This window comes from Halovenus marina (genome assembly GCF_051414115.1).
GTDB lineage: Archaea > Halobacteriota > Halobacteria > Halobacteriales > Haloarculaceae > Halovenus > Halovenus marina.
Map to the genome: position 1 here is coordinate 353,066 of NZ_JBLKNZ010000001.1, position 24,783 is coordinate 377,848.

The window sequence follows — 24,783 nt, forward strand, 5'->3', positions numbered from 1 at the left end:
GCGAATCGAACTGACCCGTTTGGCCGACCAATATAAGTTATTCAGTGCCGTGGGTCGGATGATGACGCTCCACGAACAGGTCGACGAATGGATCGAGGGTCACCGCGACGAGCTGGCGAACTTTCTCGTCGAGTTTGCCGACATCTCAAGTCCCCGAGGACACGAGCGAGACGCGAGCGAGTTTCTTCACTCGTGGCTCCGCGAGCACGGTATCGAGGCGAGAACACAGCCAGTCGTCGCAGACCGGTCGAACGTGATTGGCCGACTCCCCGGCCAGTCGGGCGACGGATCCCGGCTCGTCTTCAACGCGCATCTCGACACTGCATACGGCAATTCGGAGGAGGACGAGCGGATCCTCCCCGAACGGTTGCGAAGCCACACGGAAGCGTGGCGCGACGGTGACGTCCTCTTCGGCGACGGCGTCCGCAACGACAAGGGGCCGATGGCGGCGTTTCTGTGGGCCGCCCGGGCGATCGACGAGACGGACGTCACGCTCGACGGGGACGTCTATCTCACGGGGACCGTCGGAGAGATCGGAGGGACCTCTCTGGGCGAGGAGTGGGAACCGCGCATGCTCGGAAGCGGGATCGGCACGCGCCGCCTCGTCGACAGTGGCATCACGGGCGACTTCGCCGTCGTTGCGGAGACGACCGACTTTGCGATTGCACGGATGGAGTGTGGCGTCGCGTGGTTCGAGATCACTGTCACCGGGACTCCGACGTATCAGCCGCGACTCGCCACGCCGGACCCCGAAGACGTGACCGGAGATCATCCGGGTGCGCTGCCCGACGCGGCCAGGGCAGTTCGGATTCTGGAAGAGTGGGGCAGCGAGTACGCGCACGAGCACACCCGGGAGTACGACCACGGAACGATGCGGCCGTCTGCGGGCGTCGGAGCGATCCAGTCGGGGAATCCCGAAGCACCAATCGTCGCACCGGGCACGGCGACGCTCTATCTCGACGTTCGCCTTCCCCCTGGTGCTCGTCCGGAGTTCGTCCGTGACGAAATTGCGCGCGTTTTGCAGGCAGCAGACATCGACGCGACGGTCGAACCGTATCTGTTTCGGCGTGGATACATCGCCGACGGTGACGCCGTCACGCCGCTAGTGAGCGAAATCACGACCGCACACGAGCGACTCTTCGGCACGGAGCCACCCGCTCCAAAGCCGACCATCACGAGCATGTGGCGAGACATCAACGTGTTCAACGAAGTTGGCGTTCCGGCAGTGACCTGTGGCCCGCCACGGAAAATGCGGACGATCGACGGCACCAGCCATCCCTGTATGCTCCTCGATGACCTCGTCGACGGAGCCAAACTGTACGCACAGACAGCGATGCGTCTCTGTCGCGGGACCGACTAGCCGACTGTCGGTCTGGTTCGCTTGCGAGTCTCAGTTCACTGCAGTCCGACGTACCGTTTTCCCAGAATGTTCTTCATATTTGATCACGAACGACAAACTCTGCTTTTTTAATATCTTGGCATATATGTCCAAAATAATAGACTAAGTGTGTTAAATAACGACTCGATTCAGGGGACGCTTGTGTCTCTGGCAAGTCCTGGCTGAACGGCCGTTAGCGGCACCTGTGGGAAACAGCCTACAGGAACTGGAGCGTCCAGAGGACGAGCATCCCGCCGACGATAGTCAGGACGAGATTCTCCGTGATACGAGCGATGACGAACGCGACGAGTCCGGCGACAAGTTGCTCGTTGTAGGGGCTTATCGAGAGAGTCCCGTCGGGGAGCGCCAGATACGGGGCGGCGAGCGCGGCAAGCACCGCAAGAGGGACCAGCGGGAGGACGGACTTGACCGCTGGCGGGAGCCCCCCGAAAAACTCGATGCCGAGCAGAAACGAGGACCGGAGCAGATACGTTCCGACGCCCAGGACGAGTATCGTCAACCAGAGCACAGTCGGGGACAGTTCAGTCATCGAGTCACCCCACCCGATATGCGGTCGAGGTTCTCGATTATCGTGCCGACACAGACCGCACAGAAGATGGCGACGAGCAACCCGACGTTGAACGGCAAGCCAGCGGCACCGATGGAGACGACTGCTGCGACGATCACCGTCACGATTGCAGGGCGCGTATCGACTAGCGGAGCCAGAATCGCGATGAAGATGAGCGGAATCGCAAAGGAGAGGTTCAGTTCTTCACCGACCGCATTACCGACGAATCCTCCCAGCGCGGTGGCAACCACGAACGAACCAACGGCCGGGATGGTCAACCCCAGATAGTATCGCCCCTTGTGGATGTTCGAGTCCTCCGCCTCGTCGCTGCCCGCTTCGCCGGGGTTGAACTTGTCCATGAAAAACGCGAAGTTGACGTCGAAGAGTCCAAACCCCATCACCGCTCGCCACCGTCTGGGCAGGTCCTGCACGAGTGGCGCTATCGAGGCGCTGTAGATGACGTACCGGATGTTGATGACGAGCACCGTAAAGAGGATGATCGGAAGCGCAGTGTCTGTCTGTAGTAGGTCGACGGCGGCGAGTTGTGCAGCGCCAGCGAAGACAAACAGCGACATCGCCGTCGCCTCGACCGGTGTAATTCCGACGTCGGCGGCCGCCGCCCCGAAGAGCATTCCGAAGGGGATATTCGGTGGAAGAGCCGGAAGAATATCGTACACGCCGCTGCGGAATCCGGCGGTTTCCCCGTCAGACTGATTCGATGAGTCCGTCATTACGTCTCTTCCCGATATCAACCGTTCAGACGCCTGGTCTGCTGGACGACGCGACCGTTTTGCAGGGCTATGACCGATCGGTGTTTATAGTTTGCCGTTTTTGTCAGCCAGCTGTCCGGGTCAGGGGCGGCGACAAGTGGGTTGACGCTGGCGAACGACCGCGTCTGATCGTGGCACAGACCGGCGATTCAACCGCAGATAGCGGAACTGACGCGGTCACGCTCGCTCACGGCGACTCGCCGCGCTTAAGTGTGCGAGAACCCAATAATTAATGTATGATAACTGATGAACAAACGTTGCTGATCATGTCCGGAACGTCGGGTTCCGGGAGTGCGCTCGCACGAACCGTTGCCGAAGCAGGTGGAACGGTGGGCTTTACTTACAACAGCGCCGCCGAGGACGCCGAGGAGTTGCTCGCGGACCTGCCCGGTGACGGCCACGAGGCGTGGCAGTGTGACGTGACCGACCACGACGAGACGGCAGCGGTCGTCTCCGAGGCCTTCGACACGCTGGGCCACATCGACGGACTCGTGTTCACCGTCGGTGTGATCGCCCGAAGCCCCATCGCGGAGACCGACCCAGAGGACTGGCAGCGCCACCTCGACGCGAACGTCACGGGTGCGTTCAACGCCATCAAGGCCGCGGCACCGTCGTTCGAGGCGCAGGGCGACGGGTCTATCGTGGTCGTCTCGGCGTGTGATGGCATCATGCGCAGTTCCGACCTCGCTGCCTACGACGCGAGCAAGCAGGGCTTGATCGCGCTTGCCGAGGAGGCCGCTCGGGAACTCGGACCGGCAGGCGTTCGAGTGAACGTCGTCTCGCCCGGATTCATCCGGGATCCGGACGCACTCGACGAGGAGTCGCGTCAGGATCTGCTCGACCAGCAACCCTACAAGGAGTTGACGACGCCACAGGACATCGCAAACGCCTGTCTGTTCTTCTGTTCGGACGCGGCCGGGACGACGACCGGTGCAGTGCTGCCGGTCGACTCCGGATTGAGTCTCGAATAATCTCGACCGCTGGGCGGTCGGCCGTCGTGTTCCGACGCGGCTACTGCCGTCAGAGAATCGACGCGTCGGTTAGTAGGTGCTCGACCGGTGTGCGAACTCGTCGCCAGCGGCCTGTGCCATCGCGGCCCAGGAATCGAACGTCGACTGCTCGCTGACGAGGTCGTCGAGTTCCGACAGCGGAATCGACTCCAGATCGCCGAACGTCGACACTGACCACGATTTCTGGTCGAAAAACGCGTCGATCGATTCGGATTCCGTGTACTCCTGAACGAACTCATCGGGGAACACGTCCGTTATCTCGGTGTCGTTCGATGCCATCTCATCGAGTGTCGGGGGGATACCGTCGAGTGCCGTCTGTTCTGTCTCGCTCATATACAGATCGGGAGTTTCGCATCAATCATTATCATAGTTTCCCCGAATCTCTCGCGGTGGGAATTGGTTCCACGGCGGCCGATGTGGAAGCTTCGAGGTGTCACTCCGTGAGGGAAAATTTAATCCCCCCGTGGCCACCCTCTCAACATAACGAATGTCAGGGCCTACCACAGTCAGTGACGCTGTCGACGAACTTGTTATCGGTCAGTTTCACCGACGGGTGTTGGTCATCACGGGCTGTGTGTTGTCCTTTACCGCAGTCGAGGTGCTGTCGATATCGTTCGTGCTCCCGACGCTCATCGACACGTGGGAGCTATCGGGGCTTGCGGCTGGGATACTCGGGAGCGCCGCGCTCGTAGGGATCATGCTCGGTAGCTGGTTCGGCGGCTGGTACGCGGACCGGTTCGGACGCGTGTCCGGGCTGCAACTCTCTGTGCTGTGCTATTCGCTGTTTGCCGGGCTGACTGCGCTGTCGATCGGGGTGTACTCCGCCGTTGCATTTCGATTTCTGACGGGGCTGGGTGTCGGCTGGGCCACGACTACAGCGGTGTCGTATCTGACGGAACATCTTCCGACGCGAGATCGCGGGAAGTACGTGGTCTACTTCGAGGCATTCTGGCCCGTCGGAACCGTGGTCGTCGTCACGCTGGCGTGGCTGGCACTCGACGTCGTCCCGACGGATGGGGCAATCTACGGTATCGACGCCTGGCGATTCGTCTTCGTCGGAGCGATGTTCCCGGCGCTTCTGGTCCCCGTACTCAGGCGTCTGGAGGAGACACCGTACTACCTCGCCGCGAACGACCGCATCGAGGAGGCAAACGGCCGAATCCGCGAGATAGCGACAGAGACCGGCAGCGACGTGGCGGCCATCACGGGAACCCACGAGGATCGCGGGGAGACGAGCTTCAGACGGCTGTTTTCCCCCGGACTGCGCTGGCGGACGCTGCTCGCGTCGCTCGTCTGGTTCGGCATCAACTTCGGCTTCTACGGCGTGTTCATCTGGCTGCCGGACACGCTGGAAGCGGCGAATCTCGGCGGATCGATTTACGAACAGCTATTTCTGGTCGCTATCGCGCAGGTGCCTGGCATCCTGAGTGCCGCCTACCTGATAGACAGAGTCGGTCGGAAGATAACGATCGGAAGCTATCTCCTGCTCGCTGGCGTGTTCACGTTCGCCTTTGCGACCGAACTCGGGGAGTTCAGTCTGCCGGTCAGCCCCAACGCCATCCATCCGCTGTTGAGTCTCTTTCTGGCGAGCTTTTTCCTGATCGGCGCGTGGGGGCCGATGCTCGCGTACACCTCAGAGTTGTTTCCGACAGAGGTTCGCGGGATCGGGTTCGGATTCGTCAACGGCATCGGAAAGATTGCCTCGATCAGCGGGCCGATCCTCGCCGGACTTCTGGTCGAACTGGGCTACTTCACTGCGCTGACTCCCTTCGCCGTCGGCATGGCCGCTGGCGGCGCGCTCGTGCTCCTGTTCGGGGTCGAGACGATGAACAAGTCGCTCAAGTGAGCTAGCGGGCGTCGACCAGTTCGTCGACTTCCTCGGCTGTGTATCCGGCCGCTTCGAGTACTGACCGCGTGTGTTCGCCGAGTTCCGGCGCTTCTTCGGCCGCCGGTTCGACCGGCGGGTCAGTCCGAGCGGGAAAACCGACCCGCCCTTCGGTCACCATCGACCGCGCCTCGGCGTGTTCGTCGGCGAGCGCTTCCGAGAGCGTGTTGACGGGGGCGACGGTCGTTCCTTCGCCAGCGCAGGTCTCGACCCACTCCTCGCGGGTTCGTGACGCGAAAAGCTCCGTCAGTTCCGCCCGAAGCGCGTCGCGCACCGCTGGGTCGTCGGACAGATGTGCGTCCTTCAGGTCCGGTCGGTCGACGAGTTCGCAGAACCGGTTCCAGAACTTCGGCTCGAAGGCGGCAAGCGTCACGTATCGCTCGTCTGCCGTCTCGTAGATGTCGTAGCAGGGGTATCGCCCGGTGAACGGTCCCGGCGGATCCGGATCCTCGCCAACGAGCGCGCCCGGTCCCTGCGACTGCCCGAGCGAGAGCAACACGTCGAGCATGCTAAGGTCGATATACGTCCCCTCGCCGTCGCGTTCCCTGGCAAGCAACCCGGCGGAGAGGGCAAGAGCGGCGAACAGGCCGCCAGTCATGTCGGCGATGCTGAACGGCGGCGGCGTCGGTCGGTCGGACCGCGACCGACGCGACCGGTCGAGCAACCCGCTCTGTCCCGCGAACGTCAGGTCGTGTCCGGGTCGGTCGCGGTACGGTCCCGTCTGTCCGTATCCCGTCAGCGAGCAGTAGACCAGCCCGTCGGTTTCCTCGCTGAGTGTTTCGTAGTCGATCCCGAGACGCTCCGCAGTCGCAGGCCGAAAGCCGACGAGTACAGCGTCGGCGTCGTCTGCGAGCGCTTTGACCGCCTCCTGTCCCGCCGTCTCTTTCAGGTCGAGTACGACACTGTGGGTTCCTCGCGAGAGGCTCTCGAACAGACCGTCGTCAGGGGTGAGGACGGGGACGCTCCGGAGTGGGTCGCCGTCTGGCGGTTCGACCTGAACGACAGTCGCGCCCATGTCGGTGAGAAGCTGTGTCGCGTACGCGCCGGGCAGGAGTTGCGTGAGATCGAGTACGGTGATGCCATCGAGACGCATACTGGAACACGTCGCCCGGATCACTTCACCGTTTGTCTCGCAGCGGCGATAGCTGGCAGACCAGTCCGGAGCCACGAATCTCCGTCGCGGTGGCCTGACACCGCACATTCCCAGTCTCCTGGGTTTGCCGACAGTATGAAGGGGATTGGTGCAGAGTGATAACGTATGTATCGCGTTTTACTCCCGGTCGATCCGGACGAAAGCCGCGCCAAAGCCGCTGCTGAGGCCGTTGCAGCGTTGCCAAACGCCGAAGACGATGTCGAAGTGATCGTGTTGAGTGTCTTCCAGAAACGGGACGTACAGGACCTGGACGGCGGACGACTCGAATCCGAGGAACTGTTCGCGCAATCCGAGGCACCCGAGAGCCTCAAAAACACCGCGAAGTTCCTCGAAGAGCGTGGAATCAAAGTCGCGGCGCGCCGAGAGCACGGCGACCCGAAAGACGTGATTCTCGACATCGCCGACGCCGAAGACGTCGATAGCATCGTGATGAGCGGCCGGAAGCGAAGCGCTGTCGGGAAGGTCATGTTCGGTAGCGTGACCCAGTCGGTGATCCTCAACAGCTCCCGCCCTGTGACTATCGCCGACGCGTCGGAGTAGTCAACGGCTCTCTCCCCGTTAGTATTGCAATCTACACTCACACAGCTACGGAACCACCCCGTGGAGTGGTGATCGTGCCCGTTCTCCTGTCCCGCAGACATATCCATGAATGGAGATTATTGCCCACCAAAGCATGTATCCTTTCCATATTTATCGAATTATCTCCCAAATTTTTATAAATACTCCATTTTATGGTGGTCTCATGCCTGAAGGTCCCCACCACGGCATGACACGGAGAGACGTCCTGAAAGCAGGTACTGCAGTTGCCGGTGCTGGCGCCCTCGTTGGTACCACGGAGGCGACCTTACGTTACGCACAGATGGAGGCGGATGCGGTGACTGTCACGATTCACCGGGACGAGTACGGCGTCCCACACGTGTACGCTCGCGACGGCGAGAGTCGTGCCCCGGTCTACTACGGGTTCGGATACGTCACCGCCAGCGACCGGCTCTTCCAGCTCGAAATGTACCGCCGGTACTACCACGGCACCGTCTCCGAGGCGCTGGGTGCGGGCGGCGAGAATCAGAACTGGGTACAGTTCGACAAGGAGGCGCGACGCAACACTGCTGGCGAACCTTCGCTTGAAGAACAGGCACAGGGGCAGTTGACCGAAAGCCAGCGAAACGTCTTGCAGGCGTACACCGACGGCATCAACGCGTACATCCGCGAGGTGCGCGAGGACGACGAGCGGGGGTTCCATCAGGGGTTTCAGGAAAACGACTTCGAACCCGAGGAGTTCACGTTCGAGGACGTCGCAGGCGTGTTCGTCGCGCCAAACGGCTTTTTCATGGGCTTTCAACTCGAAACGCTCGGCGCGACGATGGTCGACATGCTCACCGGGAAGTACGGCGACCGCGAGACGGCCCTCGACGTATTCAGCGACGCCAACTGGGAGAACGACCCGGGCGCGCCGACGGCCACGGTGCAGTCCGGCGAGGGGTACTGGCCGCCCTACACCGACCCCGAAACTGGCGAGACGACGACGTACGAACCACAGGAGCGCATCGACTCCGGCGACCAGAATCTCGTCACGAACCGCATGACTGGCGGTGACGTGACTGTCCCCCGAAATAGCCGTCAGGTCCACGAACGAGAGATGGCGCGCAGACAGACGATCGAAGACGGCCTCAAGCAACTGGGAATCGCGTACAAAACGGGCAGCTTCGCGCTCGCGGTCAACGGCGACGTAACGGAAAGCGGCGACGCGCTCCTGATGGGCGGCCCACAGATGGACTTCAGTTCGCCCTCTGTGATGTACGAGGTCGGCCTGCATGGTCCTGATTTCGACGTTGCTGGCTCGACCGTCGCGGGCTATCCCTGTATCATGTTCGGCCACAACAACCACGGCGCGTTCACCTCGACGGCGGGGATCGACAATCTGGTGCAGACGTTCGAGGTCGACGTCGAGATCAACGAGGACGGGCCGGACACCTACGAGTTCAAGGGCGAAACCGAGGAGATCGAGGAAGTCGAGAAGACGATCGAGGTCGCAGACGGCGAGAACGTGACCTACACGGAGCGATTCACTCGTCATGGCGTCGTCACGCAGTGGAATCCCGAGGCCGGTCAGGCAATCGTGCAGACGCGCTCGTACGCTGGACGGCACATGACCTGCTTCCGTGGCTACTACGACATCCAGTTCGCTGAGAACGTCGAGGAGTTCAGCGAGGCCGGTCGACAGTGTGACTACGCGGTGAATCTCCTGTGGGCCGACCGGAACGGCGACATCGGCTACTTCCACCTCGGCCGTTACCCGGACTTCGAGTCCGTCGAGTGGGATACCCGGTTCCCCGCGGACGGAAACAAGTACGAACTCACCGATGAGGATTACCGGCGCGCGGCCGACGGAACTGTGCCCTACAGCATCAACCCGCCAGCGGGCTACTCGGCGAGCTGGAACAACAAACACGCTCCGGGATGGCACGCTGGCGACCTGAACTACAACTACTCGACCGACCACCGCGTCCAGCGTATCATCAACCGCGTCGAGCGACGTCTCCACACCGACGGCGAACTGGACTACGAGTTCCTGAAGTCGATCCCCGAGGATCTTGCCTTCATCGACCTGCGATCCATCCGTTACAAGGGACATCTTCTCGATGCGCTGGACGGCGCGGACCTCACCGAGACAGAGCAGACGGCGAAAGCGCAACTCGAATCGTGGGGTCACATCGCGGAGGGCGATGGCCCGGACAGTATGGGAACCTATCCGCCGGGCTACACCATCTGGGACGAGACGTTCGGCAACGTTCTCGGGGAGATATACGGCCCCGTCTTTGGCGATGGGCTCGGACTGGGGCTTGTCTTTCACAACAACAACTACGGCCGGGGTGCGCTCATGCGACTGCTCAACCCCGAAGAGGCCGCGCTGGACCTCAGTGAACACGCTGACTACGGCGACCCGGAAGACGCGCTCGTTCGGGCATTCCGGTCGGCTGTCGAGACACTGGATTCGGAGTTCGAGGGTGGGCCGAGCGAATGGCGGCGCTCGGCAGCGGTCGATTCGCTCTCGACGATGTCGCTGTTCGGCATTCCGGTCGGCAGTTCCTCGGCGGGCGAGATGGCCCAGATGAACCGCGGCACCGAGGAACACTTCGTCCGGTTGAGCGACGACATCCACGCCGAGAACATTCTCCCGCCTGGCAACGACGGATACATCGCCCCCGACGGGTCGACCGGCCCGCACTTCGACGACCAACTCGACATGTTCCGCAACTTCGAGTACAAGCAGTTGCTGCTCGCTGACGAGGATGTCGAGGCGGCCACGGCGTCGACACAAGAGTTGACCTTCGAGGCACAATCGGACGATGACGGTGATGGGAGCGACGACGATGACGGGACAGACGATGGAGGTACTGGCGATGACGGGACAGACGACGGAGGTACTGGCGATGACGGGACAAACGATGGAGGTACTGGCGATGGTAGCGCAGACGATGGTGGCACTGACGACGACAGTGACGATGGAACCGACGGAGATTCGGCCGACGACAGCGGCCCAGGCTTCGGTGTCGGTGGATCGATAGCTGCGCTCGGTAGCGCTGGGTATCTGCTGAAACGAAAGCTGACTGAGGACGAAACGGAGTAAACGACGCTCATCTGCTCTGCGTGTTGACCGCTTTTCGATGGGTTTGCCGTGGTTTCTGTCCGCTTCCCGGCGAACCGCTTCAGCGTTGCAGATCCCCTGATACCAAAGAGCAACTTACCCGATCCAAAAGTGTTTGCTGGAACCTCTCCTCTCTCGCAAAAACCGGCCGCTTAACGGCTCTCACTTGCTCACCGTGGGAATAAGGGATGGTTTTAAGTACTCCTATATTTAACGGATCTTCACAGCATGGATCGACTGTCAAGACGCGCGTTTCTGGCGAGTAGCACAGTTGGCGCAGCCGGAATGCTTGCTGGCTGTCTCGGCGGCGGCGGCGATGGTGTCAGCTGGCAGGTACACACGGCTGCCGAAGGCGCATCCCACTACAACATGTCCGCACCGCTCGTGGAACTGATGAACGACCACTCCGAGGACCCGTCGATTTCGGTAACGGTGAGTTCCTCGGACGGGTCGGTCGCGAACATGCGGATGCTCGGAGAGGGCAACACCGACATCGGGACGAGCGTGGATCAGGTCGCCCACCTCGCGTACAACGGGATCGGTCCGTTCGAGGGCGAATCCGTCGACATGCGACTGATCGCTCGTGCAGAAGTTGTGGGACAGTACTACGTTGTCCGGGAAGACTCCGATATCACCTCCATCACTGACCTCGATGGGATGAACGTCACACCTGGCCCGGAAGGCGGCGGCACGACGGGGCAACACCAGACGCTGATGGATGCGTTCGGCATCGAAACGGAGGACACGTATCTCACCTACTCTGAGGGTGGACGCGCACTCCGAGACGGTGACGTCGACGCCTGGTTCATCTTCCACGGCGCACCGGTTATCAACGCGTTCTCGACCGACGGCGAAAACCTCCGACTCCTCGGCTTCAACGACGAGGAAATCGGTGTGGTTCAGGAGACGTTCCCGTGGACCACCGAGGCGGAGATTACGCCGGATATGCTCCAGAACCACGACGAAACGGTACAGGTGATGGGGACGAACGGCTTCTGGATAACCACGCCGGACAAGGACGCCGATGCGATCCGTGAGTTCGTCGAAGTCGCCACACAGAACCCACAGCCGATCCGCGACGCAAACGTCAACTCGACGGAGTTCGGTCCCGAGTTCGCCCATTACGACTTCGGTATCCCGTACCACGAGGGTGCGGTCGAGTACTTCGAGGACGAAGGCATCATCGAGTGACGGCCAGCAGTTACCGACAACCACGCGAGTGAGTATATCACAGACTATGAAATCATCACCTGAAACGACCCAGGCCGACCATGAGTGAATCGACAGCCGAGGTCGAACAAGAGAAGATAGATCCGATCGACGACGACGTCACGATAGTACAGAAACTCCTCGCGCTCGCGATTGCTGGCTTTACGATCTACGTCGCGATAACTCTGCGCTTCAACACGTACCAACGGCTCGGCGCTTTCCTGCTGTTGACGCTCATCTACCTGTTCCTGCGATTCCCGCTGAAAGAGCAGATCGACCGGGACCTGACGCCGCGTCTCAGACGGGTCAGTGACGGCATCGACGCGACACTGATTCTCGCATCACTTATCGCGTATGGCTATCTGATCGTCAACTCCAGTGCGGTCATCGACCGGGCAGGGAGCATCCTGCCCCGGGAGATGGTTCTCGGGGTCGTCGCGATGTTCGTCGTCATTGAGGCAACACGCCGGACGATTGGCTGGACGATCCCGATTTTCACGGTCGGCGCGCTGGCGTACGTCTACGTCGGTCCGGCGTTTCCGGGCGTGTTCGGTCATCCGGGCTACTCGACCGAGCAGCTGATGATCCAGATGTACGTGACCACGCGGGGGCTGTTCTCGTTCCCGCTCGGCGTCATGTTCGATTACGTCTATCTGTTCGTGCTCTTTGGCGCAATGCTCGAAGTGGCGGGCGGCGGGAAGATGTTCCTCGACTTGGCGAAGCTGTTGCTCGGGAAGGTCACCGGCGGTCCGGCGAAACTCGCCGTCTTCGCGAGCGGGTCGATGGGGATTATCTCCGGCAGTGCCGTCGCGAACGCACTCACGACCGGCGCGTTCACCATCCCGACGATGAAATCGCAGGGGTACGACCGTAACTTCGCGGCTGGCGTCGAGAGTGCGGCGAGTACCGGCGGCCAACTCCTGCCGCCGGTGATGGGTGCCGCGGTGTTCATCATGGTGGACATCACCGGGATCCAGTACGTGGAGATCATCACGCGAGCGGCCGTCCCGGGGCTGCTCTTTTTCTTCTGTGTGTACATGGTCGTTCACTTCCAGAGCCTCAAATCGGGGCTGACCGGACTGCCCGACGAGGCGATTCCGGAGCGTCGGGACGTGCTTCGACGGCTGTACTACCTCGTGCCAGTCGCGTTTCTGGTCTACTTCCTGTACGACGGGACGAGCATCAAGCGGTCGATCATCTACGCGCTCGCTATCATGTTCGTCGTGACGATGATCTTCAAGCAGTCGCGGCTGTTCGACCCCACGAATGACGACCACGAGGTGACGTCGAATCCGTTTATCGATGGGATCGAACTGACCGCAAAGCGTGCCGCGCCGATCGTCGTTGCGGCCACCTGTATCGGTATCGTGCTCGGTGTCATCGGGATGACTGGCGTCGGTATCGCCATCTCGTCGGTCGTCTCTGACCTGGCGAGTACTCACCTCATTCTGGCGCTAATCCTGACGATGATCCTGAGCATCATGTTCGGGATGGCGGTGGATACGGTCACCGTCTACATCCTGCTCGCGGTGCTCGTCGCGCCGGGACTGGAGAACATCGGCGTGCCGCAACTGACTGCCCACCTCTTTATCTTCTACTTCGGGCTGATGGCGATGGTCACTCCGCCGGTCTGTATCGCGGCCTACGCGGCCTCGACCATCGCGGAGAGCAGCCCGATCCGGAGCGGGTTCTGGGCGTGGAAGCTCTCACTCGGAGCCTTCCTGCTTCCCTTCGCCTTCGTCTACGACCCCGGCCTGCTGCTCATGGGGTCGAACAGTTCGATCGCCATCTCGATTGTCGGTGCGCTCATCTCCTTCACCGCACTCGCTGGCGCAATCGTCGGGTTCGTCTACACGAAGGTGACGCTCCCCGAACGGGTTGCACTGCTCGCTGGGTCGTTACTGCTGATCCATCCAGACCCACTCTGGAAGGGAGTCGGACTGGCGCTCGCGTTCATCGGTGGCTTCCGACAGCTCAGTAAACTCCGGCCTGGTGAGTCGCGGACGCCGGTGGCTGCTGACGCCGATTGACCGCTTTTATCGCTCCTTTCTGGCGATTGCGGCGTCCGACAGCTCAGCATTCTGGCGATCTGTCCCGACGAGACGGCGACGAGTCTGGACGTGGGCATTTTATTACGCAGTCAGCCATACTCGGAGCCATGACAGACGAAATCGACGAACTCGACGAAATCGACCGCACGATTCTCCGGATTATTGCCCAGGACCCGCGGGTGCCATATTCTGATATCGCAGAGCAACTGGAGGAGGAGGGCCACGAGATGTCGAGTGAGGGGATCCGCTACCGCGTCTCGAACCTCTTCGAGACAGCATCGATTCTCCTGCTGACGGCCCCACAGGAGCACGGCTGGGAGGTCATCCGACTGTTTATCGAGGTGGACAACGCCCCGAGCGCCAAGCAGAACGCCTTCGAGGAACTCTCGGAGATGGGCGTCTGGATGAGTTGCCGACTACACGGAACGATGGACCTCTATGCAGTTGCGACGGTTCGCTCGACGCAAGCAGCAGACGAACTGCTCGAAGACGTGCGAGCGATCGACAACGTCACGCGGGTCGAACACGCTATCGAGACGGTCCGCGAGACGGAAATCGACAACTACCTCGCGCTGTGAATCTGTCCGCTTTGCTCTGATCAGATTTTTCAGTGCATCACTGCTCTGCTGTGGTGCTTCACAACCTATATTACTGGACTCGTGCAAGTGAGAATATGACAAGTCATGATCAGTCGTCCGACCGGATCGAGCGCATTCTCGACCCGAAATCGATCGCAATCGCAGGCGCATCTGCCGACGAAGCAAAGCGGGGGTACATCGCGACCGAACGGCTGGTGAACTCTGCATACGACGGCGAGGTGTACCCGGTAAACCCCTCCTACGAGGGCGAGATCGTCGGGAGGCAAGTCTACCCGTCCGTGTCGGCAATTCCAGAGCGGGTCGACCTGATATACGTCGTCACCCCGGCCGGTGCGGTTCCGGAGATTCTCGAAGACGCTGGGAGTGCCGACGCCGCAGGCGCAGTAATTTTCTCGGCTGGCTTCAGTGAAGTCGGCAACGAGGACATCGAGGACGAACTCGTCGAGATTGCAGACGAATACGGGATCCGATTCCTCGGCCCGAACGTGATGGGGATGGTGAACGTCCCGAAGGATATCTATCTCGGTATCGACACGGAGTACTCCGAGGGTGGGCTGTCGATGATCTCCCAGAGCGGGAATCTCGGCATGTATCTGGGCGTCGTGACGAACGCAGCGCGAAACACCGGTCTCAGCCACTTCGTCTCCATCGGCAACGAGGCCGACCTGAAGTTTCACGAACTGCTCGATTATTTCGCGAACGACGACTCCACCGAGGCACTCGTGCTGTACGTCGAGGGGATGGACGAGGGCCGGGCGTTCCTGCAGGCGGCAAAGCAGTTCGCTGAACAGAAGCCGCTCATCATGCTGAAAGGTGGCCGAACCGGCGCGGGCAAGTCCTCCGCGGCCTCACACACGGCCTCACTGGCCGGTGACTCGGACATCCTCGAAGACGTCTACGCACAGGCGGGGGTCGTCACCGTCGATAGCTTCGACGACATCGTTCCGGTCGGTCAGATCCTGACTGGCCAACCACCGCTCGCCGGTCGCAACATCGCGGTCATGACGGAGGCAGGTGGGGTGGCGACCACCTCTGCCGACTCACTCGTCGAGCACGGACTCTCCGTCCCCGAACTGACCGAAGAGACACAGGAGAAACTCGCAGAACTCTTCCCACACTCCCCGAACCTGAAGAATCCGATCGACACGATGGTGAGCGGCGAGACGGCGTCGCTGCACGACGACGCAGCCGAAATCCTGCTCTCGGATCCGAACATCGACGGACTGTTGATCTGTGGTTCCTACGGCGGATACGGCGTCGGTGGCGCGGGGATCGAACTGCCTACCGACGAGGCGTCTGCGACGGCGCAGATCGAATCCGCCCGCCGCATCGCGGAACTGCCCGCCGAATACGACAAGCCGGTCGTCGTCAACAGCGCGTTCACGCCCGAGGAGTCAGAAGCGCTCGCAATCCTGCGTGACGCCAACGTCCCGGTGTACGACTCGTTCAGAGACACCGCAATCGCGCTCCGGGCGCTCGCCGATTACAGCGAGTTTCTGGAGACGGCCGACGAGCGAACCGACTTCGTCGCCACGGCGGGCGACGGCGGTCACGACCTGATCAGGAACGCGGGCGCGGGGACTATCCTTGCCGAACACGAGGCCAAGGGCGTGCTGGAGGACTACGACATCCCGGTCGCCCCGTACACGCTCGCCACCTCCGCGGAGGAAGCCGTCGAGGCGGCAGCGCAGTACGACGAGGAACTGGCGATGAAGATCGTTTCGCCGCAGATCCAGCACAAGACGGAGGCGGGCGGCGTCGCACTCGGCGTCTCCGGCCCCGAGGAAGTGCGAGCGACCTACGAGGAACTGGTCGAGAACGCACAGGCGTACGACCCCGACGCGACGATCGACGGGGTGCTGGTCTCGCCGATGCTCGAGGAGGGCGTCGAGGTGATCATCGGTGCAATTCAGGACGAAGAGGTCGGTCCGGTCGTGATGTTCGGTCTCGGCGGCATCTTCGTCGAGGTGCTTGAAGACGTCACCTTCGGGGCCGTCCCGCTGACCGAGCGCGATGCTCGCCAGATGATCGAAGGGATCGACGGGAAGGAACTGCTCGACGGCGCGCGAGACCGGCCGGACATCGACGACGAGGCGCTCGTCGAACTGCTCGTCGACGTGTCTCGACTCGTCGCCGAAAACCCCGAGATCACCGAACTGGACCTCAACCCCGTCTTCTGTTACGAGGACGGCGTCTCGGTCATCGACGCGAGCATCTCTCTGTAACTCGAACGCTTATCTGTCGGTGGTCGGATCTGTATTCCGCTCAGCACACGGCACGCGCGCCTGAACTCCCAGCACGTCGAGTCGATAGTGCTACCCTACTCGGGAACTGTCACTACTTCTGATAAGATCTGTCGTACAGTAACCGAAACTCGACACCAGCAGTGGCGACACTCAACGAACGATACCGGGGTACAGCGGTCGAATTCCCGCACGGAAGGTCGGTCAACCCCCAGATCACAGCGATGAGAATAGCAGATTGAACACACCAGAAGTAGTCGATCAATATCGGGTTCTGTGACAGACAAGACACAAAGAACTATTATTGTCCCCTCACGAACTCCGTGTATGATGAGACAGGACGGCTGCAAAGTGTGTCGTGTTCTCTCTGAACGCGATTTCGAACACTACGATGAGCGTTTGCTCTCGGAGTGGCGGGGGGACACCGACCAGCGAAAAGGATATCGACAGCTCGCAGAGTGGTTGAACGTCACCTTGCTTCGACGCGAGATGGATAAAGTGGGTCTTTCGACGCTGGGAGACGAGGCCAGGTCGAAGTACGAGCGGTTACGGGGCGACGACGCGCGCGCCTCTGAAGTCGCAAACATGCTCTCTCGGGAGGGCATCGACGTCGAGCAACTCCGCTCTGATTTCGTCTCCTACGGGGTCGTTCGAACCCACATCACGGAGTGTCTGGGTGCCGAGTACGAACCGGAGGAAAGCGGCGAGTGGGAGAGCGATTCCATCGAAATCGCCCGCGACCACGCAGAAGGGAAAATTGGCGAGGCGGTACAGTCGCTCGTCCACAAGGGGAAACTCGACGCGGGCGGGGACACGAGTGTCCACGTCGCGGTGGAACTGGAGTGTGACGAGTGTCACACGCGGGTTCCGCTCGAACGGGTCAAGCGGCGCGGCTATCTCTGCAACTGCACGGCTACACAGGAGGTGGCAGTAAGCGATGACTGAACTCACACTTGCGGTCGAGAACATCGGGGGTATCGACGAATACGAGTGTACGTTCGACAGCAGGGTGGGGATCGTCTCCGGCCCGAACGCCTCGAACAAGACGTCACTGTTGCAGGCGCTCGCGTTCGGGCTGGGACGCTCGACCGTCCCGATCAAAAACGACGCAGAGGAGGCGCGCGTCGAACTGGAGATAGACGGCGACCGCGTCGTCAGAACCGCCAGCGCGACGCCCAACGGTACGACTGTCTCCGGCGAGGGCTGGCTGACCGACTCTGCCGACGTCGAACTGCTGGACCAGTTCGCCTGCTTGCTCGAGTTCAACGACCTCCGACAGGCAGTCAGAAGCGACAGCGACTTCGAGCAACTGCTCAAGAGCCCGATGAATCTGGACGCGCTGGAGCGCGAGCGTGCCGACAAGCTAGAGCAAAAGCGCTCGCTTCAGGCGGACGTCGACCAACTCGACAGCGTCGACACGAAACTCGAAACAACGCGCTCGGAGCTGTCTGACACGCGCGAGCGAGTGAACGATTTGGAGGCAGAACTCGACGACCTCAGAGCCGAGCAGACCGAGGTATCGACCGAGGACGACGAACAACAGCAGTTGCGCGAGCGGCGGGCGGATCTCGTAAGCGAGCGCAACGAGTACGAGCGACAGATCGCAGACCTCGAAGACGCGATCGACCGGCTCGACGACCGCGCGGACGACATCGACGCGGAGATCGAGGCGGCGCGCGAAGAGGCCCAGTCGTACGACATCGAACAGCTCGAAGCCAGGCGCGAGGAGACCGAACAGCAACTCCGCGACATCGAAGACCGGATCGACATCTTCCAGTCCGTGCTGACTGCAAACAGGGAGATGCTGAATTCCCCCCATCGGGGCGCGCTCGGACAGGACCGCGGACTCGTCGAGGACACGCTCACGTGCTGGGCCTGTGGGAACGAGGCGGCTGAGTCCGACGTCGAAGCGACGGCCGAACGCCTGCAGGAACTCGTGGCCGCGGACAAGGAGCGTCGCCGGGAGTACGAACCGCAGTTGTCCGACATCGACGCGGAGATCGAGGCGGCGACGGAGGCACAACGCCGGGTCGAACGTCTAGAGGGGGAGAAACGCGATATCGAGCAACAGCGCGAGAGTCGCGTCGAGTCACTGGAGACCCAGCGGGAGCGACTCGAGGAGATACGGGCGGAACTCTCGGATCTGGACGAACAACTCGAAGCGTACGCCGAGGAACAGGAGTCGGAAGTGTCGGGGCTCGCAGCAGAGATCGAGCAGGTGCAGATGGACCTGCACACGGCCCGGAGCGAGGTCGACCGGCTCGAATCCCGGATCGACGACCTCGAAGACAAGCGCGAACAGCGAGCGGCCAAATCCGCCCGCATCGAGGAGCTTTCTGCGGAGATAGCCGACCTCACCGAGCAGATCGAGAACCGCGAACAGCGCCTCCGGACGAAGTTCAACGAGGCGATGGACGACATCCTGTCGGTGCTCGGCTACGATGCGGTCGACCGGGTGTGGCTCGACGGGAACTTCGATCTCGTCATCGCCCGCGAAATCGACGGCGTGACGCGGCAGGACGCCATCGAACACCTCTCGGAGAGCGAGCGCGAGACCGTCGGCCTCGTCCTCGGACTTGCCGGGTACGTCGCCTACGACGTCGCCGACTCCGTCCCCGTCCTGTTGATGGACACGCTCGGCGCGTTCGACGCCGACCGCGTCGCCGAACTGATCGCGTACTTCGCGGACGAGGCACCGCATCTGGTCACGGCCTTGCTGCCCGCGAACGCGGATGCCGTCGCGGCACACGATATCGACCACGATCTGGTCAAGCCAGACGAGCGACTCGTCTCTCCCTGATCTCATACCCGTTCTCGAACGCCGGACCGACCCCGAGATCAGACACGTTTATGAGGGTCGGAGCGAAATTCCGGTCCATGTTTGGACGCGAGCAGTCGCGACCGCTGTCTGCGGGTGCGCATCAGTCGAACCGACAGTTCCTGACTGCGGGCGGTGAGACGAGATGACGGAATCGTTCGAGACGACAGTCCAGATCCGGGCGCAGGATTTCGACCCGATGGGCCACGTCAACCACGTCGCGTACGGTGCCTACCGGGAGCAGGCACGCGAACGGTACTTCCGGGCAGTGCTCGACAAGGGGCTGGCCGATGACCTGAATACAGTTACGGTCAGTTCGTCGATCGACCACCATCAGCCGATTACAGCCGAGCACGAACGCGTGACGGTTCGCATCCGGCCGGGCGAACTCGGGGAGACGAGCATCCCGCTCGAATACGAAATCTGTGCCGACGGAGCGGTCGCCGCGGCGGGCGAGATGACGCAGGTCGTCTACAGTCGCTCGAATCAGGAGTCGGTCCCGATCCCCGACGAGTGGCGCCAGCAGATACGGGCGGACGCAGCGACCGCGAGCACGTCCGGACCGACGAGCGGCGAGAAGGGGAGGTGTACCGATGACTGACGAGGTCGACCTCACCGGCGCAGTCGACCTGCACACTCACGTCGGCCCGTCGATGTTCGACCGGCGAGTAGATGGGTACGAGTGCGCCGCGGAGGCCGCCGAGGCGGGGATGGACGCGGTCGTGATGAAAGAACACCACCTCCCGACGGCCTACGGGAAAGCCTACATCGACCGGTTGCTGGAGCGCGACGGTGCCAATATCGACGTGTTCGGCAGTCTCGTCTGCAACTACTCGAACGGCGGCTTCAACCCCTTTGCCGTCGAGGCGGCGATCGGATACGGTGCCAAGGTCATCTGGGGGCCGACGATCGACGCGAAACACCACGCGGACGTGAGCGGCGACCTCGGCGGCTTTCTCGACGTGGAAGCGGGCGAGGAGTATGACGACGTCGAGGGGATCACTGCACTCTCGGACGGGAAACTCCGCGAGGACGTCAAACGTTGCATCGAAAAGACTGCTACCCACGACGTCGTGCTGGCGCTTGGCCATCTCTCCTATCGCGAGACGAAAGCGATGGTCGAGTACGCCGCCGATCTGGGTCACGAGCGGGTCGTGATCGACCACCCGAACTACGAGATTACTGGGCTGGACCACGACCAGCAGCGGGAACTGGCCGAACTGGGCGCGACGCTGAACTTCCCGTTTCTCGGGATCAGCGAGGCCTACGGCTGGACGACGGGCGCGGATCTGGCGGCGAACATCCGCGCTGTCGGCGTCGACAACTGTATCGTCTCCAGCGACGGGGGACAGGCAAAGAGTCCGAGCGCACCGGAAGGACTGCGCACGCTCGGCGAGGCGCTGTTTGCGCAGGGAATCTCCAAGTCGGAGTTCACGACGATGATCGAAACGCGGCCAAAAGAGTTGCTCGGACTCGAGTAAATTTTCCGGAAAACGGGCCGACAGCGGGCTGAAACGTCTGTTTCCGAGCGCGTAGGAAAGCAATAGTTATACCTGTGGTGTGCGGAGCAGTTAGTACATGATCCGGGTCGGCATCAACGGCTACGGCACAATCGGGAAACGCATCGCTGACGCTATCGTGGCACAGCCAGATATGAGCCTCACTGGCGTCGCCAAGCTCACCCCCGACTACGTCGCCATGCGCGCCCAGGAACGGTCCTATCCCCTCTACTACGTCGACGATTCCTCGCGCGAGGAGTTTCAGACGCTCGGAATCGACGTCGCTGGGCCCGTCGACGACCTCGTCGCCAAAAGCGACGTGATCATCGACGCCACCCCTGCGGGCGTGGGCGAGCAGAACCGCACCCTCTACGAGCGCCACGACACGCCCGCACTGTATCAGGGTGGCGAGGACGCCACCGTCGCCGCCACTACCTTCAACTCTCGCGCGAACTACGACGACGCCGCCGGACTGGACGCCGTCCGGGTCGCGTCCTGTAACACGACCGGACTCACGCGTCTGCTCACACCGCTGCAAGAGCAGTTCGGTATCGAGCGAGCGCGGGCGACGCTTGTTCGGCGTGGTGGCGACCCCAACCAGCCCTCACGTGGTCCGATCAACGACGCGCTTCCCGACCCCATCACCGTCCCCTCTCACCACGCCAAGCAGGTCACCGACATCATGGACGTCCCGATCGAGACGCTCGCGATGAAGGTGCCCGTGACGCTGATGCACCTCCACAGCGTCTCTATCACGCTCGAGGAGGCACCGACGATGGACGCGGTTCGGGACCTCCTCACCGAGGATCCGCGGCTGTTTGCCATCCCCGGCGAAGTCGGCCTCGACGGGGCTGGCGCGCTCAAGGAACTCGCGAAGGACGCCGACCGACCGCGGGCGGACGTCTGGGAGAACTGCATCTGGGACGACTCCCTCACGCTCGACGGCCGCGAACTCTCCCTGTTTCAGGCCATCCACCAGGAAGCCATCGTCGTTCCCGAGAACATCGACGCCGTTCGGGCGATACTTGACACCGACTCCAGAGCAGCGAGTCGAACGCGCACGAACGAACAACTCGGTATCGACGACCCACTCCTCCCCGTGGACTCGCTCCAGGCCGACGAGCCATCCATTCCTGCCGAGTAAACCGAACTCGGCGGGTCAGACCGCCGCGTCCGTCTTCCGGTGCAGCCAGACCGCACACAACAAGGCGAGTAGCGCTGCGCCCGTCGCGAGCGCGAAGGCGACGCGATAGCCGGTCGTGGTGTAGACGCGCGCCCCACCGGAGAGTTCACCCGTCCAGTACGAGTCGAGGATCCAGCCCATCAGTGAGGGGAACAGGGCAGCGCCGAGAAACGACGCCCCGTTTATCGTTCCGAGCGCGATTCCGCTCGCCCGGTCGGGGTTGCACTCTCTGACGAGCGGGTAGGTGAGGACGAAGGCCCCGACTAGCGCGCCGGTCACGAAAAAGGCGACAGCGACGAAGGCCAGCGGCGGGTCACCGACGAGCGCGATCACGCCGAGCGTGAGCGTGTACACGGCAGCAGCAGTGACGACGATCTCGGTTCGATAGCCGCTTCGGACGGAGAGTCGACCGAGTGCGGGCGGGCCGAGTACGGTGCCCGCGCCGCCGAGCAGGGGAAACAGTGAGGCGGTCGTCACCGAGAGCCCGTAGACCTGTGCGAGGTAGGGGATTCCCCACAGGCCAAAGAGCGTGAGGCTTACGCCGCCGGTACAGAAGAGGATGAGAAATACGGCCCACGTCAGGCGGTCGCGGACGACGACGCCGAGAAACTGCCAGCTTTCGCCCAGCGAGAGACGGGTCTGCTCGGGGACGTTCTCGATCGGATCGAGGCCCGCTCGCTCCGGCGAATCGCGGACGAACACGTAGATCCCAATCGCGAGTGCGACGCCGACAGCGGCGAGAGACAGCACGGACGAGCGCCACCCGAGACTGTCCACGAGCACGGCAAACGGCGTCGTCGCGAGGACCCCGCCGATGCCGGAGACGCCGAAGCTCAGCCCGTTCATCGTGCCGAACTCGGCGGCGCTGTACCAGTTCGCACAGAATCGCAGGATCGAGACGAAGATGACGCTCGCCCCGAGACCGATCAGTAAGCGGCCGCCGAAGGCGACGGCGTAACTTCCCGCCAGCGCGAAGACGGCGGCCCCGAGATGCATCACGAGCGCGCCGCCAGCGGCAGTTCGTCGGGGGCCGACGAGATCGACCAGAATCCCGGTCGGGATCTGCAACAGCGCGTAGACGAAAAAGAAGGTCGCATGCAGCGTCCCGAGTTGCGTTCCGGTCACCTCGAAGGCGGTCATCAGGTCGTCGGCGATGACCGCCGTCGAGAGCCGATACACGTTCACGAGCAGAAAGGACGCGGCGAGCACGCCCCAGAGGAACCAGCGACGCGACCGCGGTGACGACCAGTCGACCATGGTCGGTCATCTCGCGGTCTGGTGGAAAGCGTTTCGCTTGGGGGCGGCGACCGTGCCCAAAGCAGACGGCGTCAGGCACGCCGACCACAACACTTTTTGAGATTAGCGAACTGTCGAACGTATGGGACAGAGTAACGCATGGCACGAGGACGTACAACCGCTGAACCAGCGCATGGAGCGCCTGGTTCAGGAGGTCGGTGAGTCGTTGCAGGAGGGATTCTTGCCTGCGAGCGTCTACGGCGGCCAGGACGTCTTCGAGGCCGAGGTCGAGCGTGTGCTCCACCAGAACTGGGTGTTTATCGGCCACAAGTCGGAGATCCCCACGAACGGTGACTACTGTCAGCGGTACGTCGGCACGAGCCCATTCATCTTCACTCGCGACGAGAACGGCGACGTGCGGGTGCTGTTCGACGGCTGCCGCCACCAGGGGGCGAAACTCTGCAAGGCGGACCAGGGCAACACCTCACACTTCCGGTGTCCGTACCACGGCTGGACCTACAAGAACAGCGGCGAACTCGCTGGCGTGCCACAGAAAGACACCGCGTTCAAGGAACTCGACACAGACGAACACGGCTTACACGAGGCACCGCGCGTGGAGAGTTACAAGGGCTTCGTGTTCGCGTCGCTGACCGAGGACGGGCCGGACCTGGAGGAGTATCTCGGCGAGTTCTCGTGGTATCTCGACATGCAGTTCGACCTCGTCGACGGTGGACTCGAGGTACTCGGGACGCCCCATCGCTGGCGAGTGGACGCGGACTGGAAACTCGCTGCCGAGAACCACGCGGGCGACAGCTATCACACCCAGATCACTCACAGATCTGCGATCGAGGTCGGGTTCGCGGTCGACGAGATATCTGGCGAACCAGACATCGGCGGGCACCGTCACGTCACGCACTGTGACGTCGGCACCGTCAGCCTCCGACTCGTACCGCCCGAGAAGGAACTGTTTTTCGGCTATCCAGACGAGTACATCTCTGAGGAGAACCTCACGGACGACCAGTACTGGATCGCGAAGATGTCCGGCGTGCAGGTGGGGCTTGTCTTCCCGAACTTCGGCTTCCTGCACGCGGCGTACACCGACGACCCGGACAAGCCCCTCGGGCCGCTCCTGACCGTCCGGAAGCTACGGCCGGTCGGGCCCGGCGAGTTCGAGTTCGTGAGTTGGGTGCTCGTTCCGAGCAAGTCATCCGAGGAGTACCGCGAGCGTGCAGAGCGCATCGCCGTGAACACGTTCAGCCCGTCGGGGAACTTCGAGCAGGACGACATCAGCATCTGGTCGAAGATCACCGATTCTGCGTCGAGTCCGTACGCACGCGACGCTGGGATGGAGTTGAATTACCAGATGGGGATGCCCGGGATGAGCGAGGCAGCCATCGACGAGGAGTGGCCGGGGCCGGGCACCGCGTGGGACACGAACCTCGAAGAGGGCGTCAAGCGCACATTCCACTACAACTGGTACAAGGCGATGTCCGGGGAGACGCCGGGCGTCGAGTACGGCACCGACCTAAAATAGA

General features: G+C 62.1%; 20 protein-coding genes. 15 read left to right on the top strand and 5 right to left on the bottom strand.

The window, feature by feature from the left end; genetic code table 11:
* The first annotated feature begins 58 nt into the window (after positions 1-58).
* Entirely contained in the window at positions 59-1,360 is a 1,302-nt protein-coding gene (locus ACMGFL_RS01845) for a M20 family metallopeptidase (protein WP_436933831.1), read from the top strand.
* A 235-nt stretch (positions 1,361-1,595) separates the two neighbouring features.
* Here the strand turns inward: ACMGFL_RS01845 and ACMGFL_RS01850 are convergent, their stop codons facing one another.
* Both ACMGFL_RS01850 and ACMGFL_RS01855 read right to left on the bottom strand, forming a co-directional pair.
* Positions 1,596-1,928 (bottom strand): AzlD domain-containing protein, encoded by a 333-nt coding sequence (locus ACMGFL_RS01850; protein ID WP_436933832.1) that lies wholly within the window; start codon positions 1,926-1,928, stop codon positions 1,596-1,598.
* The gene (locus tag ACMGFL_RS01855) at positions 1,925-2,677 is read right to left on the bottom strand and encodes an AzlC family ABC transporter permease (RefSeq protein ID WP_436933833.1); all 753 of its coding nucleotides are present in this window, start codon (positions 2,675-2,677) and stop codon (positions 1,925-1,927) included. Before ACMGFL_RS01855 ends, ACMGFL_RS01850 begins: the two co-directional genes overlap by 4 nt.
* Before the next feature lie 275 nt (positions 2,678-2,952).
* Here ACMGFL_RS01855 and ACMGFL_RS01860 point away from each other — a divergent pair, with 275 nt between their 5' ends.
* Positions 2,953-3,687: an SDR family NAD(P)-dependent oxidoreductase gene (locus ACMGFL_RS01860; RefSeq protein ID WP_436933834.1), complete on the top strand. Its 735-nt coding sequence runs from the start codon at positions 2,953-2,955 to the stop codon at positions 3,685-3,687.
* A gap of 69 nt (positions 3,688-3,756) precedes the next feature.
* Here ACMGFL_RS01860 and ACMGFL_RS01865 read toward each other — a convergent pair whose 3' ends face one another.
* Entirely contained in the window at positions 3,757-4,059 is a 303-nt protein-coding gene (locus ACMGFL_RS01865; protein ID WP_436933835.1) for a hypothetical protein, read from the bottom strand.
* Between the two features lie 154 nt (positions 4,060-4,213).
* On the opposite strand from ACMGFL_RS01865, the gene ACMGFL_RS01870 reads away from it, so the two are divergent.
* On the top strand, positions 4,214-5,572 hold the full coding sequence (locus tag ACMGFL_RS01870; RefSeq protein ID WP_436933836.1) for an MFS transporter: 1,359 nt from the start codon (positions 4,214-4,216) through the stop codon (positions 5,570-5,572).
* Position 5,573: 1 nt separating this feature from the next.
* Here the strand turns inward: ACMGFL_RS01870 and ACMGFL_RS01875 are convergent, their stop codons facing one another.
* Entirely contained in the window at positions 5,574-6,704 is a 1,131-nt protein-coding gene (locus ACMGFL_RS01875; RefSeq protein ID WP_436933837.1) for a CaiB/BaiF CoA transferase family protein, read from the bottom strand.
* Between the two features lie 165 nt (positions 6,705-6,869).
* Between ACMGFL_RS01875 and ACMGFL_RS01880 the strand changes: the two genes are divergently transcribed.
* From ACMGFL_RS01880 to ACMGFL_RS01930, 11 genes are all read left to right on the top strand, one after another.
* Positions 6,870-7,304: a universal stress protein gene (locus tag ACMGFL_RS01880; protein ID WP_436933838.1), complete on the top strand. Its 435-nt coding sequence runs from the start codon at positions 6,870-6,872 to the stop codon at positions 7,302-7,304.
* Positions 7,305-7,506: 202 nt separating this feature from the next.
* Positions 7,507-10,392: a penicillin acylase family protein gene (locus tag ACMGFL_RS01885; RefSeq protein WP_436933839.1), complete on the top strand. Its 2,886-nt coding sequence runs from the start codon at positions 7,507-7,509 to the stop codon at positions 10,390-10,392.
* 246 nt (positions 10,393-10,638) lie between these two features.
* A complete protein-coding gene (locus tag ACMGFL_RS01890) occupies positions 10,639-11,601 on the top strand; it encodes a TAXI family TRAP transporter solute-binding subunit (RefSeq protein WP_436933840.1) in 963 nt (320 codons plus the stop codon).
* Positions 11,602-11,681: 80 nt separating this feature from the next.
* Positions 11,682-13,649 (top strand): TRAP transporter permease, encoded by a 1,968-nt coding sequence (locus ACMGFL_RS01895; RefSeq protein ID WP_436933841.1) that lies wholly within the window; start codon positions 11,682-11,684, stop codon positions 13,647-13,649.
* Positions 13,650-13,777: 128 nt separating this feature from the next.
* Entirely contained in the window at positions 13,778-14,248 is a 471-nt protein-coding gene (locus ACMGFL_RS01900) for an Lrp/AsnC family transcriptional regulator (RefSeq protein WP_436933842.1), read from the top strand.
* Positions 14,249-14,343: 95 nt separating this feature from the next.
* A complete protein-coding gene (locus tag ACMGFL_RS01905) occupies positions 14,344-16,494 on the top strand; it encodes an acetate--CoA ligase family protein (protein WP_436933843.1) in 2,151 nt (716 codons plus the stop codon).
* Between the two features lie 348 nt (positions 16,495-16,842).
* Positions 16,843-17,457, top strand: coding sequence for a rod-determining factor RdfA (gene rdfA / locus ACMGFL_RS01910; RefSeq protein ID WP_436933844.1), 615 nt, complete (start codon positions 16,843-16,845; stop codon positions 17,455-17,457).
* A complete protein-coding gene (locus tag ACMGFL_RS01915; protein WP_436933845.1) occupies positions 17,450-19,312 on the top strand; it encodes an archaea-specific SMC-related protein in 1,863 nt (620 codons plus the stop codon). Before rdfA ends, ACMGFL_RS01915 begins: the two co-directional genes overlap by 8 nt.
* A 163-nt stretch (positions 19,313-19,475) precedes the next feature.
* On the top strand, positions 19,476-19,931 hold the full coding sequence (locus ACMGFL_RS01920) for an acyl-CoA thioesterase (RefSeq protein ID WP_436933846.1): 456 nt from the start codon (positions 19,476-19,478) through the stop codon (positions 19,929-19,931).
* Positions 19,924-20,811, top strand: coding sequence for a DUF6282 family protein (locus ACMGFL_RS01925; RefSeq protein WP_436933847.1), 888 nt, complete (start codon positions 19,924-19,926; stop codon positions 20,809-20,811). The genes ACMGFL_RS01920 and ACMGFL_RS01925 overlap by 8 nt, the downstream gene beginning before the upstream one ends.
* Before the next feature lie 97 nt (positions 20,812-20,908).
* Entirely contained in the window at positions 20,909-21,973 is a 1,065-nt protein-coding gene (locus ACMGFL_RS01930; RefSeq protein ID WP_436933848.1) for a type II glyceraldehyde-3-phosphate dehydrogenase, read from the top strand.
* A 15-nt stretch (positions 21,974-21,988) separates the two neighbouring features.
* On the opposite strand, the gene ACMGFL_RS01935 is transcribed toward ACMGFL_RS01930, so the two are convergent.
* Positions 21,989-23,269 carry an MFS transporter gene (locus ACMGFL_RS01935; RefSeq protein WP_436933849.1) on the bottom strand — a complete coding sequence of 427 codons (1,281 nt, stop codon included), beginning with the start codon at positions 23,267-23,269 and terminating at the stop codon, positions 21,989-21,991.
* 121 nt (positions 23,270-23,390) lie between these two features.
* Here ACMGFL_RS01935 and ACMGFL_RS01940 point away from each other — a divergent pair, with 121 nt between their 5' ends.
* Entirely contained in the window at positions 23,391-24,782 is a 1,392-nt protein-coding gene (locus ACMGFL_RS01940) for an aromatic ring-hydroxylating oxygenase subunit alpha (protein ID WP_436933850.1), read from the top strand.
* Position 24,783: the final 1 nt, after the last annotated feature.

Coding starts and splice junctions, on each gene's coding strand:
- ACMGFL_RS01845 (WP_436933831.1), top strand. CDS start 59: ATGATGACGCTCCACGAACAGGTCGACGAATGGATCGAGGGTCACCGC.
- ACMGFL_RS01850 (WP_436933832.1), bottom strand. CDS start 1,928: ATGACTGAACTGTCCCCGACTGTGCTCTGGTTGACGATACTCGTCCTG.
- ACMGFL_RS01855 (WP_436933833.1), bottom strand. CDS start 2,677: ATGACGGACTCATCGAATCAGTCTGACGGGGAAACCGCCGGATTCCGC.
- ACMGFL_RS01860 (WP_436933834.1), top strand. CDS start 2,953: ATGATAACTGATGAACAAACGTTGCTGATCATGTCCGGAACGTCGGGT.
- ACMGFL_RS01865 (WP_436933835.1), bottom strand. CDS start 4,059: ATGAGCGAGACAGAACAGACGGCACTCGACGGTATCCCCCCGACACTC.
- ACMGFL_RS01870 (WP_436933836.1), top strand. CDS start 4,214: ATGTCAGGGCCTACCACAGTCAGTGACGCTGTCGACGAACTTGTTATC.
- ACMGFL_RS01875 (WP_436933837.1), bottom strand. CDS start 6,704: ATGCGTCTCGATGGCATCACCGTACTCGATCTCACGCAACTCCTGCCC.
- ACMGFL_RS01880 (WP_436933838.1), top strand. CDS start 6,870: ATGTATCGCGTTTTACTCCCGGTCGATCCGGACGAAAGCCGCGCCAAA.
- ACMGFL_RS01885 (WP_436933839.1), top strand. CDS start 7,507: ATGCCTGAAGGTCCCCACCACGGCATGACACGGAGAGACGTCCTGAAA.
- ACMGFL_RS01890 (WP_436933840.1), top strand. CDS start 10,639: ATGGATCGACTGTCAAGACGCGCGTTTCTGGCGAGTAGCACAGTTGGC.
- ACMGFL_RS01895 (WP_436933841.1), top strand. CDS start 11,682: ATGAGTGAATCGACAGCCGAGGTCGAACAAGAGAAGATAGATCCGATC.
- ACMGFL_RS01900 (WP_436933842.1), top strand. CDS start 13,778: ATGACAGACGAAATCGACGAACTCGACGAAATCGACCGCACGATTCTC.
- ACMGFL_RS01905 (WP_436933843.1), top strand. CDS start 14,344: ATGACAAGTCATGATCAGTCGTCCGACCGGATCGAGCGCATTCTCGAC.
- rdfA (WP_436933844.1), top strand. CDS start 16,843: ATGAGACAGGACGGCTGCAAAGTGTGTCGTGTTCTCTCTGAACGCGAT.
- ACMGFL_RS01915 (WP_436933845.1), top strand. CDS start 17,450: ATGACTGAACTCACACTTGCGGTCGAGAACATCGGGGGTATCGACGAA.
- ACMGFL_RS01920 (WP_436933846.1), top strand. CDS start 19,476: ATGACGGAATCGTTCGAGACGACAGTCCAGATCCGGGCGCAGGATTTC.
- ACMGFL_RS01925 (WP_436933847.1), top strand. CDS start 19,924: ATGACTGACGAGGTCGACCTCACCGGCGCAGTCGACCTGCACACTCAC.
- ACMGFL_RS01930 (WP_436933848.1), top strand. CDS start 20,909: ATGATCCGGGTCGGCATCAACGGCTACGGCACAATCGGGAAACGCATC.
- ACMGFL_RS01935 (WP_436933849.1), bottom strand. CDS start 23,269: ATGGTCGACTGGTCGTCACCGCGGTCGCGTCGCTGGTTCCTCTGGGGC.
- ACMGFL_RS01940 (WP_436933850.1), top strand. CDS start 23,391: ATGGGACAGAGTAACGCATGGCACGAGGACGTACAACCGCTGAACCAG.